General features: G+C 33.7%; 10 protein-coding genes and 1 pseudogene. All 11 read left to right on the plus strand.

All coding sequences use genetic code 11. From position 1 onward, the window contains the following. Positions 1-59 precede the first annotated feature (59 nt). The 11 genes and pseudogenes from asnB (at position 60) to HMPREF0520_RS02725 (ending at position 15,398) form a co-directional block, all read left to right on the plus strand. Entirely contained in the window at positions 60-2,009 is a 1,950-nt protein-coding gene (gene asnB / locus HMPREF0520_RS02675; RefSeq protein ID WP_006729371.1) for an asparagine synthase (glutamine-hydrolyzing), read from the plus strand. Positions 2,010-2,026: 17 nt separating this feature from the next. Then, entirely contained in the window at positions 2,027-3,292 is a 1,266-nt protein-coding gene (locus tag HMPREF0520_RS02680) for a carboxylate--amine ligase (protein WP_006729372.1), read from the plus strand. A gap of 192 nt (positions 3,293-3,484) precedes the next feature. Beyond that, complete coding sequence (locus tag HMPREF0520_RS02685; RefSeq protein WP_006729373.1) at positions 3,485-4,801, plus strand: NAD(P)/FAD-dependent oxidoreductase; 1,317 nt, start codon at positions 3,485-3,487, stop codon at positions 4,799-4,801. Further along, positions 4,795-6,210, plus strand: coding sequence for an AcpB/EbpR/MafR family transcriptional regulator (locus tag HMPREF0520_RS02690; RefSeq protein ID WP_006729374.1), 1,416 nt, complete (start codon positions 4,795-4,797; stop codon positions 6,208-6,210). The genes HMPREF0520_RS02685 and HMPREF0520_RS02690 overlap by 7 nt, the downstream gene beginning before the upstream one ends. Before the next feature lie 124 nt (positions 6,211-6,334). Continuing rightward, on the plus strand, positions 6,335-7,858 hold the full coding sequence (gene glpK, locus HMPREF0520_RS02695) for a glycerol kinase GlpK (RefSeq protein ID WP_006729375.1): 1,524 nt from the start codon (positions 6,335-6,337) through the stop codon (positions 7,856-7,858). Positions 7,859-7,860: 2 nt separating this feature from the next. Further along, a pseudogene (glpO, locus tag HMPREF0520_RS02700) lies at positions 7,861-9,696 on the plus strand (type 1 glycerol-3-phosphate oxidase). An 18-nt stretch (positions 9,697-9,714) separates the two neighbouring features. Further along, positions 9,715-10,428, plus strand: a complete 714-nt coding sequence (locus HMPREF0520_RS02705; protein ID WP_006729378.1) for an MIP/aquaporin family protein — start codon at positions 9,715-9,717, stop codon at positions 10,426-10,428. 179 nt (positions 10,429-10,607) lie between these two features. Continuing rightward, on the plus strand, positions 10,608-10,925 hold the full coding sequence (locus tag HMPREF0520_RS02710) for a hypothetical protein (protein WP_006729379.1): 318 nt from the start codon (positions 10,608-10,610) through the stop codon (positions 10,923-10,925). Positions 10,926-11,147: 222 nt separating this feature from the next. Next, a complete protein-coding gene (nrdD, locus tag HMPREF0520_RS02715) occupies positions 11,148-13,337 on the plus strand; it encodes an anaerobic ribonucleoside-triphosphate reductase (protein WP_006729380.1) in 2,190 nt (729 codons plus the stop codon). Between the two features lie 24 nt (positions 13,338-13,361). Then, on the plus strand, positions 13,362-14,075 hold the full coding sequence (gene nrdG, locus HMPREF0520_RS02720) for an anaerobic ribonucleoside-triphosphate reductase activating protein (RefSeq protein ID WP_006729381.1): 714 nt from the start codon (positions 13,362-13,364) through the stop codon (positions 14,073-14,075). Between the two features lie 102 nt (positions 14,076-14,177). Further along, the gene (locus tag HMPREF0520_RS02725) at positions 14,178-15,398 is read left to right on the plus strand and encodes an MDR family MFS transporter (RefSeq protein ID WP_006729382.1); all 1,221 of its coding nucleotides are present in this window, start codon (positions 14,178-14,180) and stop codon (positions 15,396-15,398) included. Positions 15,399-15,454 lie beyond the last annotated feature (56 nt).

Consider the following 15,454-nt stretch of genomic DNA (forward strand, 5'->3'; position numbering starts at 1 on the left):
GTTTAATTATTATTTTTGCTTATAATTGATAGTATTGGCAATTAAGGAGAAGATAATCAATGTGTGGAATTTGTGCTTTTTATGATCCGCAATTAGAAAATAAAGATCAAGTGATCGAACAAATGATGGATACAATTGTGCATAGAGGGCCATCGTCTGCCGGCAAATTTACCAATGATGAGGTTGCCTTAGGTTTTAGGCGTCTTTCAATTATTGATTTACGTGGTGGTAGTCAGCCTATTTTTAATGAGGATAAAAGCAGAGCTGTTATTTTTAATGGTGAAATATACAACTTCAAACCACTTAGAGAAGAATTAATTAATAGTGGCCATACTTTTACGACCAAAACTGATACAGAAGTATTATTGCATGGCTATGAAGAGTGGGGTATGGATGGTTTGTTAAAACGTATTAGAGGGATGTTTGCTTTTCTAATATGGGATGATAACGATCAAACTCTATATGGTGCTAGGGACTTTTTTGGTATTAAACCTATGTATTATACTAATAATGATGGTAGGTTATTGGTAGGAAGTGAATTGAAGAGCTTTTTAGCTTTTCCTTACTTCAAAAAAGAATTGAATGTTGAAGCTGTGAAACCATATTTAATGAATCAGTACAATGATTTGAACGAGACTTTTTTTAAAGGCGTTTATAAATTTCCTGCTGGACACTGGTTTGCTTATAAAAATGGTAAGTTCGATATTCATAAATATTGGGATGCAGAATATGTCCAAAATAGTTTGAGCTTTGAACAAACTTTAGATAAAATTAATGAAGATTTGAAAGAAACTGTTGAATTGTATCATAATGCTGATGTAAAAGTTGGATCGTTTTTATCAGAAGGTGTAGATTCAAGTTTTGTGACTAGTCTGTTAAATCCTGATGATGTATTTTCAATTTCCTTTGATGATGCTACTTATGATGAAGCTTCAAAAGCCAAGGCGTTAGCAGATATTAAAGGTTGGACTTTTTATTCTGATAAAGTTAAAGCCGAAGAAGCTATGCATGATTTTCCAGAAATGCAGTATCATATGGATGAACCTGATGCCAATCCGTCTATTATTCCATTGTGGTATTTATGTAAGTTAGCAAGAAAACATGTTACAGTTGCCCTTTCAGGTGAAGGAGCAGATGAGTTATTTGCAGGTTATGTTAATTATGGCATGCACACGCATAATAATATTATTAAAGTCTTCACTTCTGGTCTAAAAAAAATACCCAAGAATTTGCGTTTTAAATTGGCTAAGGGAATCAAAAAATTGCCTAATTTTCCGGGGAAAGTACATATTTATACTAATTTAGCTTCTCCTGATGAATATTACGTTGGTCAATCTGTTATTTATGATATAAATTATCCGACTATTTTTTCAGCTAAAGATGCAAATGATATTTTACAACCAAAATATCAAAATAAATTGACAGTTAATAGCAATTATCAAGCAGATTTTGCTAAGGTTAAAAATCTTGATTCTGTTAAACAAATGCAATATATTGATTTACACCACTTTATGTTGAATGATATAGAGCAAAAAGCAGATAAAATATCTATGGCACATTCATTAGAACTTAGAGTTCCATACTTAGATAAAAAGATTGCAGAATTGGCTAATTCGATTCCAACTAAGTATTTGGTTAACAAATATGATACAAAATATGCTCTTAGGAAAGCCGCTGAAAGAGTATTACCTGAAGAATGGGCTAAGCGACCAAAATTAGGATTTCCAACTCCAATTAAACAATGGTTGCAAGATCCAAAATTTTATAAGCAAGTGAGACTTTTATTTGCGGAAGATTTTGTAAATAATATCTTTAATCAAGATAAAATTCTTGCTATGTTGGATAAAAATTTTAGTGGGGATGGTTCAGACAGACGCAAGATTTGGACTATTTATACTTTTTTAGTCTGGTATAAGTTGTTTTTTGTAGACTATGAGAATACAGTAAAGAAATATAATCATGTTCAACCAGAAGTTGCTAGTTTATTAGCATCTGGTAAATTAGTTTAAGAAAGAGATGAGATTGATTGCAGAAAAAATTTACACCTATACTTTTAGGGAGTGACATTAATGTTTATGGTATGGCACGTTCGTTTCATGAGGCTTATGGTATTAAAGTAAAAACTTTAGCTGCCGGTCATTTAGCTGCTACGCGTTATTCTAAGATAGTTGATGTTGAGGTTCATCCGGGTTTTGAAGATGACCCCACTTTTATCAATGTTATGCGTAGTAAAATGATTGAATATCAAGATCATTCTGAACCAGTTATTTTAATTGCGTGCGGTGATGGCTATGTGGAACTGCTAGCAAAACACAAAGATGAATTATCTGCGACATTTGTTATTCCTTATGTTGACTATGATTTATTAGAGAAGCTTATTTCTAAAGAGAATTTTTATAAGATTGCGGATAAATATGGTTTACCTTACCCAAAAACACAAATAATTAAAATTACTGATTATCAAACTGATGATTATTTGAAGTGTATGTCTTTTGGTTTCCCAGTTGCTTTAAAGCCAGAAGATCCTGTATCTTGGCTTGATTGTCGTTTTGAAGGTCGTAAAAAGGCATTTACAATTCATGATGCCGCTGAGTTAAAAGATATTGTTACTAAAATTTATACTCACGGATATAAAGAAGATCTTATTTTGCAGGACTTTATCCCTGGTGATGATTCGAAAATGCGGGTTCTCAATGCATATGTGGATAAAAACCACAAGGTGAAGATGATGTGTTTGGGTCATCCATTGTTAGAAGATCCAACACCGCAGTCTATTGGCAATTATGTAGCAATTTTGCCAGAGTATAATCTGAATTTATATAATACTGTAAAAACTTTTCTAGAGAAGATTAACTATGTTGGTATGGCCAACTTTGATATTAAATATGATGAGCGTGATCATGAATACAAGTTTTTCGAAATTAATGTACGTCAGGGGCGTTCAAGTTTTTATGTAACATTAAATGGTTGCAACTTAGCTAAGTGTTATATTGACGATTATGTTGAAGATAGCTTAAAAGATCAAGATCCTGTTTATGCAAATCAAGATCCTAAAAAGCATGTATTATGGTTGGGTGTACCAACTAAGGTATTTAAGCAATATGCTTTTGAGAATGAATATAAAGAAATCGCTGAAGATTTATTGAAGAAAAAGCGAGTAGGATCAACAGTATTTTATAAAGCTGATTGTAGTTTTAAGCGTTGGCTTTTAATGAAGTATATGTTTTATAAATATATCGGAAGATATAAGGCTTATTATCAAGTTAATAAAGGAAGTTTTTTTAAAAAATAAAATTTATTGTTTGTAATCAATCGCAAAAATACCCTCAAAAGTTGGATGATTAATCTAACTATTTGAGGGTATTTGTTTTTAAAGATGATATGTAGAAAAAGCATTATACTGTTGATTTTATAATGAAAGTGGTAAAGTCATATTTAAATATGTAAATTAAAAATTTATTTAATAAAGTTGTAGGAGATTATTATGCACATTGTTATCATAGGTGGGTCTTTTGCGGGTGTTTCTGCTGCTCTATCCTGTAAAACCTATTATCCTCAAGCTAAGATTACTTTAATAGAAAAAGGCACGGGGTTAGCTTATATTGCCAATAGCTTAAATGAATACTTAAAAGGAAAATTGGCTGATTTAAAAAATGGCTATGCTTATTCTATTAAGGATCTCCAAAGTAAAGGGATAAATTGTTTATTAAATCATGAAGTTACCAAAATTGATAGCACAAATCAAATTTTATATGTTAAAGCTAGTGGAGATTCAATGACTCTAACTTATGATTATCTTATTTTAGCTATGGGGGGAAAGGGTTTTACCGAAGAACCTGTAGCTGCTTTGATTGATCCACATTCTTATGAATCTAGTCTAAAAAGTTTTGAAAAATTGCAAAAAGCGAAGATGGTTCTTATTGTAGGCGGGGGTCCTATTGGTATTGAAGCTTGCGAAGCTTATCAACGAGCGGGTAAAGATGTAACACTTTTAGAAGCTTATCCTAGTCTAGCCGTTAAATACCTTGACAAACCGATTAGTCAAGCAGTCGAAAGATTATTGGTATCTCATGGAGTTAATGTCTATAAGCGAGAACTTGTGAATAAAATAGTACCTGTTAATGATACAATCGCTTATAAGGTAATTACCAATAACAGTACCTATCTTAGTGATTGTGTTCAATTTGCTACTAATTTTACTCCTAATATTAATTTAGTAGAAAATCAAATTGCGTTATTAGCTGATCGTAGTGTTGCTGTAGACGAATATTTAGCGACATCACTGAAGCACACTTTTGCAGTTGGTGACCTTATTCAAATTCCTGTAGGTTTGCATCGAAAATCGCTTTATTGGCCTTCAATTCAACATAGTATTACTAGTGGGAGCATAGCCGCAGCTAATTTAATAGTTCCTACTAAGGCTTTACCAAGTAGTGAAACTTGCTTATATAGCAAACTTTATGGTTACAACTTGTTAAGTTTAGGGATGACCGCCAGTTCAGCTGAAGAAGAAGGGATAGTTACCTTCACAAGCACTTATGTGTCGCAAAAGGGTGGACAAATATTTATTATTAGTAAAGCTGATGATGGTCAAATTTTAGGCATTCAATGGCTTAGTTTAGCTCCTTTACAGGCAGAACTAGCTCTGTTAATGACTGGATTACAAGCTAAATTTTCGGAAGATGATTTTTTGGTGCAAGCACCACCGTTTTATTCAGGAAAATCTCTAATTCAGTTTGACTTATATAAGGCTTTATATCACCACAAAAGTCTTCGCCAGAAGGAGGCTCATTTATGCTAGTGACTGCATTATTAGATAATCAGTCCGCTCTGCGTTATCAAATTTTAAATATTCTTCTGGAACAAAGTCAACCAATAAGTTTGAAAATATTAATGGATAAAGTAGATATTTCCAAACAAACATTAACTAAATATCTTGATGAAATTAACCAAATGTATCAAGAAGAAGAACTTGAAGCTTGCATCAGTACTAATCCTGAGACCATTCGGATAATCTTAGATGCAACTCTTAGTTTTAAAGATCTTTGTTGGCCACTTATTAGAAATAGTTTATCTGTCCACGTTATTGAGCTACTACTTAACCATCCTAATTTAAGTAATTATCAGATGGCTAGTACTTTAATGATTAGTGAAGCTACTTTATCTCGTCAATTAGTGCAACTAAATCAAGCTTTAAAAGAATTTTCAATTCAAATTAAAAATGGTATGTGGTACGGCCCTGAAGAACAAGTCAGGTATTTTTACTATGAATTTTACCGTCATTTTTATCCGGATAATGAACTTTTTCGATTGAAACATGACGCTAATTTAGATCAATCACTAGCAATTTTTGAACATAGATTAAGTACTAACTTAACTTTAGTTCAAAGAGAAAAATTGTCTTTGTGGTTAGGGATTAGTCAAAAAAGATGGCGTCAAAAAGATAAAGATTATAGTCAATTGATTAATCGCTTCAAACCTTATCAAGAAGTAGTTTTCTTTGATCGTATTTATCAAGCAGTGCTACGTTATTTAATCCAGTTTTCGTTGAAATTAGATGAAGGCGAGATTTATGCTTTGATGGCTTTTATTTTATCTATGGATTTACTGGATTACTCTAATAATGAACGTCTTTTAGGCTTTGGTGGACCGATTGCGAAAGCCAGTCAGTGCTTTTTGAATCAAGTCAAGAATTTAACGCAGAAAGGACAAGCAGTGATGCGTGAAGAAGTCCTTTACTGTTTTGGACAAAGTAGCACTAAACTTTATTTTTTTGAAGGTGCTATTTTGCAGAAGCCTTTGGTAGCAGATCCTAAATGCTTATCAATGGTAAAAATAGTAATGGAAACCATTTTTAAGCGTAAATTTAAGAAAGCAAATAATATAACTATAACAATAAGTGAAACTTTGAATACATTGGTTGATTATTTGAACTTACCGCCGTGTAAAGAACATAAAATTGGTGTTCTTTTACTGGGAGACCCTATTAAAAATAGTATTCAACGTCTGCAACTACAAAAGACTTTAGAGCAACCACCATATATTACTTTTGAAACTTTTGATCAAAAAAAGTGGTTAGATTACGATCTTGTTATTACAAACGTTAATCTTCCTGAAAAGAACAGTGTGCAAGTTTATCGTTTAAAAAATTCATCGATGACCTATGATTTTACCCAATTAAAACTGATTTTTAGAAATCTTTTATATTAAATTTAAGAATTATTTATTTGAAAAACCTCATACTTTTTCTGTAATTGAAAAAAGATGAGGCTTTTTATGTATGCGGTTTCTTTATAATAAAAATCGTTAAGAGAGAAGGTTTTAAGGAGGTAAAATGATGGGAGATAATTATATTTTATCTATTGACCAAGGAACCACATCGACTCGTGCGGTTATTTATAACCATAAAGGAGAACAAGTTGGTTCATATCAAAAAGAATTTGATCAATTTTTCCCTAAAGCAGGTTGGGTAGAACATGATGCTAATCAAATTTGGAATTCTGTTCAATCGGTTATTGCGGGAGCCTTTATTGAAAGTGGGTTAAAGCCAGCTCAAATTAAAGGGATCGGTATTACCAACCAACGTGAAACGACTGTTATTTGGGATAAGAACACTGGTAAGCCTATCTATCATGCCATTGTTTGGCAATCTCGACAAACTGCACCTATTGCTGAACGTCTGATTCAGCAAGGATATAAGGATATGATACGTGATAAGACCGGTTTGATTATTGATCCTTATTTCTCAGCTACTAAAATTAGATGGATTCTTGACCAAGTAGATGGTGCACAAGAACGAGCAGAAAAAGGTGAATTGCTTTTTGGAACTATTGATAGTTGGATTGTTTGGAAATTAACAGATGGTGCAGCTCATATTACAGACTATACGAATGCTTCACGAACAATGCTTTATAACATTAAAGACTTATGCTGGGATAACGAGATCCTAAAATTGCTCAATATACCTAAAGCTATGTTACCAGAAGTAAAATCGAATTCTGAAATATATGGTTATACTAAGCCTTTCCACTTCTACGGTGCAAAAGTACCTATTGCTGGGATGGCAGGTGACCAACAAGCAGCTCTCTTTGGTCAACTTGCTCTTGAACCTGGGACGGTGAAAAATACTTATGGAACAGGTGCATTCATTGTCATGAATATGGGTGAAGACTTTCAGCTGTCTAAAAATAACCTGTTAACTACCATTGGTTATGGGATTGGTGGAAAAGTTGTTTATGCCCTTGAAGGCTCTATTTTTGTTGCAGGATCTGCTATTCAATGGCTACGTGATGGTATGAGATTAATTGAGAAGGCCTCCCAATCTGAAAAGCTAGCTGAGGATTCAACTAATGACGATGAAGTCTATGTTGTTCCTGCTTTTACAGGGTTGGGTGCTCCATACTGGAATTATAATGCTAGGGGTTCTGTTTTTGGTATTACACGTGGAACAACTAGAGAGGATTTTGTCAAAGCAACTTTACAATCTTTAGCTTATCAAACGAGAGATATCATCAATACAATGGAATTAGATACAGGCATTAATATCCATCTTTTGAAAGTAGATGGTGGTGCTACTATGAACAATTATCTGATGCAATTTCAATCAGATATCTTAGGGATTGAACTTGACCGGGCCAAAAATCTAGAAACTACAGCTTTAGGAGCAGCCTTCTTAGCTGGATTAGCTGTTGGTTTTTGGGAAGATATTGATGAGTTAAAGACCCTTGAAGCTGTTGGTCAACGATTTAGCCCAACTATGAATAATGCCCGAAAAGAACAATTATATAAGGGCTGGCAGCGTGCAGTAAAAGCGACACAAGTATTTAGTAAAATTGAAGACGATATAGTGGAGGAATAATCATGAAATTTAATTATCAAACAAGAGAACATGCAATTGAAAAATTACAAGACCGTACCTTAGATTTGTTAATTATTGGTGGTGGTATTACAGGTGCAGGTGTTGCTTTGCAAGCTGCAGCTAGTGGCTTGGAAACTGGATTAATTGAAATGCAAGACTTTGCAGAAGGAACATCTTCCCGTTCAACTAAATTGGTTCACGGCGGTATACGTTACCTTAAGAATTTTGACGTTGAAGTAGTTGCTGACACAGTTGGCGAACGTGCTGTGGTGCAACAAATTGCTCCTCATGTACCTAAGCCAGATCCAATGTTGATGCCTATCTATGATGAAGAAGGTTCAACTTTCTCTATGTTCCGTTTGAAAGTAGCCATGAATCTTTATGATTCCTTAGCCGGGATTAATTCTAATTCTGAATTTGCTAATACTATGTTAACCAAGGAAGAGGTATTAGAGCATCAACCTAATTTAAAGCAAGAAGGATTATTAGGTGGTGGTCAATATCTTGACTTTAATAATAGTGATATTCGTTTAGTTGTTGAAAATATCAAGCGTGCCAACCAAGATGGGGCTCTTATTGCTAATCGTGTCAAGGCTGTTGATTATACCTTTGATGAGAATGGTAAGGTCAATGGGGTTGTTGCTGAAGATCTTCTTAATGGTAAAAAATTTGAAATAAATGCCAGATACGTTATTAATACGACTGGTCCTTGGTCTGATAAGACTCGTAATTTGAATAAGCCAGAGCATCCGATTGAAATGATGCGTCCTACTAAAGGTGTTCATCTCGTTATTGATCGTTCTAAATTGGAAGTTTCTCAGCCTATTTATTTTGACTCTGGCTACAATGATGGTCGTATGATTTTCGTTATTCCTCGTGAAAAGAAAACTTACTTTGGAACTACTGATACCGATTATCACGGCGACTTTGAACATCCAACAGTTACACAAGCAGATGTTGATTAGTTACTAAAAGCTGTGAATAATCGCTTCCCAAAGGCTAACATTACTTTAGATGATATAGAATCTTCTTGGGCAGGGCTTCGACCATTAATTGCTGGTAATGCAGCATCAGATTATAATGGTGGCGACAATGGTAAAATTTCTGATGATAGCTTTAATGGCTTAATTGATACAGTGCAATCTTACCTCAAAAAAGATAAAACCCGAGATGATGTGGAAAAAGCCATTACCAACCTTCAAGGATCCCTTTCTGAAAAAGAATTGAGCCCATCAGAAGTTTCTCGGGGTTCGAGTTTGGAACAAGATGATAACGGATTAATTACTCTTGCTGGTGGTAAGATTACTGATTATCGTAAAATGGCAGCTGGAGCCATGGAATTAATTATTAAATTGTTAGCCGAAAATTATGACAAACATTATCAATTAATTAATTCTAAGACTTACCCGGTTTCTGGCGGTGAAATTAATCCTAATGACATAGAGAGTGCTTTTGATGCTTATGCTCAAATGGGAGTTACTCGTGGCTTAGAGCGTGAAGATGCATATTACTTAGCTTCCTTCTTTGGCTCTAATGCTCCACAAGTATACGCTTATGTAGATAAAGTTCCAGCAGTTGAAGGAATGAGCTTAGCTGAAACTGTGATGTTATTCTATTCATTAGACAATGAATGTGTCTTGACACCAAATGATTATTTCTTGCGTCGTACTAATTACATGCTCTTTATGCGTGATAAGATGGATCGTTTGATTGATCCAGTACTTAATATTATGCAAGAATACTTTGGCTGGTCAGATGAAGAAAAACAAAATCATATGGATCACTTACAAAAAGCTTTATACGATAATGATTTAATTGCTTTAAAAGAACACAAATAAGCCTAAGGAGGAATAATTATGCTAACACATGAACTTCTGGGTGAATTTTTTGGAACATGTTTGCTAGTCTTACTTGGAGATGGAATTGTTGCTAACAATTGCTTGGCTAAATCAAAAGGTAAGGATGCTGGTTGGTTAGCAATTACTTTAGGGTGGGGATTAGCAGTAATGGTTGGTAGCTATGCATCAGGTATCTTAGGTCCAGCTCACCTTAATCCAGCTGTTACAATAGCTTTTGCTGTTAAAGGATCTCTCCCTTGGTCTAGCGTGTTGCCTTATATTTTGGCCCAACTTGCAGGTGGTTTTATAGGTGCTATCTTAGTTTGGTTAGCTTATTATAAGCATTTTGAAGAAACTACAGATTCAGATACAATTTTAGGTATTTTCTCAACAGAACCAGCGATTAGATCATATCTTCATAACTTTATAACTGAAGCGATTGGCACCTTTGTTTTGGTATTTGCTGTAATGACCTTTGCTAAAAATAATTTAGCGGCTGGGTTAAACCCATTAATTGTTAGTGGTTTAATTGTAAGTATAGGTTTATCCATTGGTGGCCCCACTGGGTATGCGATTAATCCGGCCCGTGATCTAGCTCCTCGCCTAGCTCATTCTGTTCTTCCTATCAGTCATAAGGGACGTTCAGATTGGGCATATGCTTGGGTTCCTATTTTTGGCCCAATTGTTGGTGCAATACTTGCATCATTAGCTTATATGGCTTTACCACTTTAATTAGATACACTTCTTATAAAAAAAGAACTCACATTTATGGAGTTCTTTTTTATAATGTTAAGAAATTATTTTTTGATTTAATAGTATTTATACCATGAACAAAGTATAATATTAGATATAGAAAACACTTACAAAAAAATAAGAACAGCATTTTTAAAATTATAAAGGAGAAAATTATTATGTTAAGTCCAATAATGCAAGGTTGCTTACTATGCGTATACTTTATAGTGATTGCTTATAGCAAAGAAATATATAGGTTATTAAGAAAAACATCTGGTGGTTCTGTTCCTTTAAAATCTAAAATACTTCTTTTTATGGGTGATTTATTCTCAGCTATTGTTGTACTAATTGCAGTCATACATCCCATATCTAAGATGGACAATATATCATCTATAATGTCTTCTTTTTCCTTAGCTTTGGTGCCTGTAATTTTTATAGTGGCCTTAATTATACTTATTGCTATTTATTTATTTACTAAAAGACCAAATAGAATATAGTTATTATATATTTTAATTTATAAAATTAGAGTCTAACGGATTGAAAAAATCTGTTAGATTTTTTTTGCTTGAATTTATGTTGGAGATAGGACTGACAAGGATTCCAGATACTAAATATGCAATTAGTTGCAGCCTTAACCACAAGATATTGTGCTTTTTCATTGTTTTTTCCATTTATTCTGCTAGAATAGATATTATGAATTGATGAGGGAGACATAGATTATGTTGAAGCAGCGTGAAGCAAAAATAATTACATCTAAAGTATCAATACCATTAAAAGCTACTAAAAGAGATGGTAGTGTTTATGATTTTGCTCTTTATAAGTTAAGAATGGTGATAGACAATTTAGGTTTAGCTAAAAATGAGCAGGTTATTTTGTCTGCAATTTTAAGCCAGTTGGCTAGCAAGGAAAATGTTACAACTGTTGAAATCGCTTCTGCTTTTGTTAGAGTTTTGAGAGAGATGGGGTTCACGCAAGCTGCCCAACAATATATTGATTATCGTAAGCAAGATGAAGCAAATTTCGTGCGTCAGACAGGTACTACGGATCGTTTGCATCGCTTGCTTGAGCATGATCCAACTATTGTTAATGAAAATGCTAATAAAGATTCACGTGTTTTTTCTACTCAACGTGATTTAACTGCTGGAACAGTAGGTAAGACGATCGGTTTAACTTTGATGCCTGAGCATATTGCTAAAGCACATTTACGTGGTGATATTCACTGGCACGATTTAGATTACACTCCATTAAGTCCAATGACTAACTGTTGTTTGATTGATTTCAAAGAAATGTTGAGCCATGGTTTCACAATAGGTAATGCTGAAATCGAATCACCACATTCTATTCAAACGGCGACAGCACATATGTCACAAATTATTGCCAATGTTGCTTCAAGCCAATATGGTGGTTGTTCAGCTGATCGAGTGGATGAAGTTTTAGCTCCATATGCTCGGAAGAATTATCAAAAACATCTTGATGAAGCTGCTGAATTTTTTGATGATCAAGAAAAAATTAAAGCCTTTGCTAAAAAACGTACTAAAAAAGATATTTATGATGCAATGCAAGCATTGGAATATGAGATTAATACCTTGTTCTCTACTCAGGGTCAAACTCCATTTACTACTTTAGGTTTCGGTTTAGGTACTGATTGGTTTGAACGTGAAATTCAAAAGTCTATTTTAAAGATTAGAATTGAAGGGTTAGGCAGGACAAGTCGTACAGCAATTTTTCCGAAACTGGTCTTTACATTAAAACGTGGACTTAATTTAAATCCAACTGATCCTAACTATGATATCAAGCAACTTGCTCTAGAATGTTCAACCAAGAGAATGTATCCTGATGTTTTGATGTATGATACGATAGTTGCGATCACAGGTTCGTTTAAAGTACCGATGGGTTGTCGTTCATTTTTGCAAGGTTGGAAAGACGAAAATGGCAAAGAAGTCAACGCTGGTCGTATGAACTTAGGAGTTGTGACTATTAACTTGCCTCGAATTGCAATGGAATCTAAGGGTGACATAGATCTATTCTGGTCTATTTTGAAAGAACGTCTTCAAACTGCTCATGAAGCTTTACAAATTAAAGCTGATAGGTGCAGACAAGCTAAGCCTGATAATGCTCCTATTTTGTATGAAAATGGTGCCTTTGGCAAAAGATTGCCTGCCGATGGTGACATTAATGATTTGTTCAAAAATAAGAGAGCGACTATCTCATTAGGTTATATCGGTTTATATGAAGTAGGTACAGTTTTTTACGGTAGCTGCTGGGAACACAATGAAGAAGCTCACCAATTTACAATTAATATTGTTAAGAAATTGCATGATGCTTGCATTAAGTGGGAGGAAGAAGATCCAAATCACTATCACTATAGTGTTTATTCCACACCTAGTGAGAGTTTGACTGATAGATTTTGTCGTTTGGATACTGCCAAATTTGGTATTGTTAAAGACATTACAGATAAGGAATATTATACAAATTCATTCCACTATGATGTACGTAAGCATCCAACACCTTTTGAAAAAATAGATTTTGAAGCTCCATATCCTCATTATGCTGCAGGTGGTTTTATTCATTATTGTGAATATCCTAACTTAAGACAGAACCCTAAAGCTTTGGAAGCTGTTTGGGATTATGCATATGATAAAGTAGGTTATTTAGGTACTAATACACCGATAGATCGTTGCTTTAAATGCAACTTTGCAGGAGAATTTGAAGCTACAGCTAAGGGATTTCAATGTCCTAAGTGCGGAAATCATGATCCGGAAAGTTGTGATTGTGTAAAGAGAACTTGTGGTTATTTAGGAAATCCTTTAAAACGTCCGATGGTACATGGTAGACACGAGGAAATTGTTCATCGCAAAAAACATATGAGTTATCGAATGGAAGAAAAGTTAGCTAACGATAATAAATAATCAAGTGTTAGAAGGGGATTTATTGTGCCTGAGCGTGATAAAAACAAACAAGATGGGCCTGATATTAGAAGTAATTTAATTAAGGTCAATGTTGGTGGAGATACGCTATTTGTTGATTCCAATCAATATCGGCTAAAACGTAGAAAAGCTAAATATATTGATACCAAACAACGTCACCCCAAGAATCCTAAACCGCAGGAGTGGATTTCAGAAAAATATTCCCAACATAAAATTGCTGACTATAAACCTTTTAATTTCGTTGATGGTGAAGGCGTTAGGTGCTCACTTTATGTTAGTGGATGTTTGTTTGATTGCCCTGGTTGTTATAATTTAGCTGCTCAGAATTTTAATTATGGTATGCCATATACTCAAGAATTAGAAGACAAAATTATAGCTGATATTGCTCAACCTTATGTACAGGGATTGACTTTATTAGGTGGTGAACCATTTTTAAATACTTGGGTTTGTCTGAAATTGATTAATAGGATGCGAAAAGAGTTTGGTCATGATAAAGATATTTGGTCTTGGTCTGGCTATACTTGGGATGAATTGCAATTGGAAACAGACGACAAAAAAGAAATGTTGTCGAAGATAGATATCTTAGTTGATGGACGTTTTTTAGATCCATTAAAGGATTTAACTTTACAATTTAGAGGCTCAAGCAATCAACGAATTATTGATGTTCAAAAGTCATTTGCAGCTGGACATGTCGTTATTTGGGACAAACTTGTCAGATAAGAAGTAATTTGGTACATGGAGTATTGATTACTTCTTTTTTTAGTGCAAAAAGGTAAAATTCTTGCTAAACTTAAATTAAGATAGATTTATTTGGAGGAAAAAATGAAAACGGCACACGGCACACGGCCAAGAGATGAAATTAATTTAGTTTGGCTTTTACTGGGTGAACTATTAGATTGGATTGGTGCAAGTTTTATATGGCCCTTAACCTCAGTATATTTGAATAAAAATTTACATGTTTCGCTAGCTATTGTAGGAATTGTTATCTTATGCAATTGTTTGGCTAATATGGTTGGTTCAGTTATTGCTGGATGGGCTTATGATAGGTATAATCCTTATTATTTATTAATAGCTGGAGCTAGTATTGATGCTACAGTTTTATTTTGTATTGCCTTAAATCATAGTTGGCCTATATATTGGTTTTGGATGACATTAACTGGTTTTCTTGCTGGATGGAATGGTGCTTTAATCAATTCAATTGCTACTAGTATACATTCGCATCCAAGTCGCTATGTTTTTAATATGCTATTTTTTGCTCAAAATTTAGGTGTAGTATTAGGAACTTTATTTGTAGGTTATCTATATGATTACTCAATTACGATGCTGTTCGTCATTGCTGCATTGCTATTTGTTGGTGTAAGTATTAATGCTATTTTAAATTATCGCCCATCAATTCAATTTCACAAAGAAAGATTGGCTGCTAAGATTCATAATCAGCAAAAAATCAAGTATGAAAAAATGCCTATGAATAATTTCAAAATGACTTTTGGGTTATTTATAACTATTGGCATTATTTGGTTGATGTATATGAACTGGGAATCTAATTTATCAGTTTACATGGTTTCATTAGGGATTCCTTTTCATCTATATAGTTTTTTATGGACTATTAATGCTGGAATTATTGTAGTTATACAGATTTTTATGAGCAGATATCCTAATATCTTTAAAACGCTATTTCACCAGATAGTATTTGGTATCAGTATGTTTGCTATTTCATTTATCACTTTAATCTTTGCAAAAGATTTTTTTCACTTCGTTCTTTCAATGATTACTTTAACTTTAGGTGAAGCGACAGCAATGCCAGCAATTCCAGCTTACATTAATGATTTGTCACCAACTAGTAGTAAAGGAAAGTATCAAGGACTTACTTTATCTACTTCATCGATCGGGCGAGCTTTGGGCCCATTATTTGGTGGTATAGTTATTGATAATTGGGGATACATTAATTTCTTTATTGTTGCAGCAATAGGAATATTTTTAACTTTAGTGTTAATTGGTCCCTTACATAAACAATTAAAAAAGCAGTTTGTTCTTTATAAATAACAATTATCATAACTTTTTTCATAATAAAGAAAAATTAAACTATATTTTGACTATAC

The organism is Lactobacillus iners DSM 13335 (genome assembly GCF_000160875.1).
In the GTDB taxonomy this organism is placed as follows: Bacteria; Bacillota; Bacilli; order Lactobacillales; family Lactobacillaceae; genus Lactobacillus; species Lactobacillus iners.

Coding starts and splice junctions, on each gene's coding strand:
- HMPREF0520_RS02685 (WP_006729373.1), top strand. CDS start 3,485: ATGCACATTGTTATCATAGGTGGGTCTTTTGCGGGTGTTTCTGCTGCT.
- nrdD (WP_006729380.1), top strand. CDS start 11,148: ATGTTGAAGCAGCGTGAAGCAAAAATAATTACATCTAAAGTATCAATA.
- HMPREF0520_RS02690 (WP_006729374.1), top strand. CDS start 4,795: ATGCTAGTGACTGCATTATTAGATAATCAGTCCGCTCTGCGTTATCAA.
- HMPREF0520_RS02725 (WP_006729382.1), top strand. CDS start 14,178: ATGAAAACGGCACACGGCACACGGCCAAGAGATGAAATTAATTTAGTT.
- glpK (WP_006729375.1), top strand. CDS start 6,335: ATGATGGGAGATAATTATATTTTATCTATTGACCAAGGAACCACATCG.
- HMPREF0520_RS02710 (WP_006729379.1), top strand. CDS start 10,608: ATGTTAAGTCCAATAATGCAAGGTTGCTTACTATGCGTATACTTTATA.
- HMPREF0520_RS02705 (WP_006729378.1), top strand. CDS start 9,715: ATGCTAACACATGAACTTCTGGGTGAATTTTTTGGAACATGTTTGCTA.
- asnB (WP_006729371.1), top strand. CDS start 60: ATGTGTGGAATTTGTGCTTTTTATGATCCGCAATTAGAAAATAAAGAT.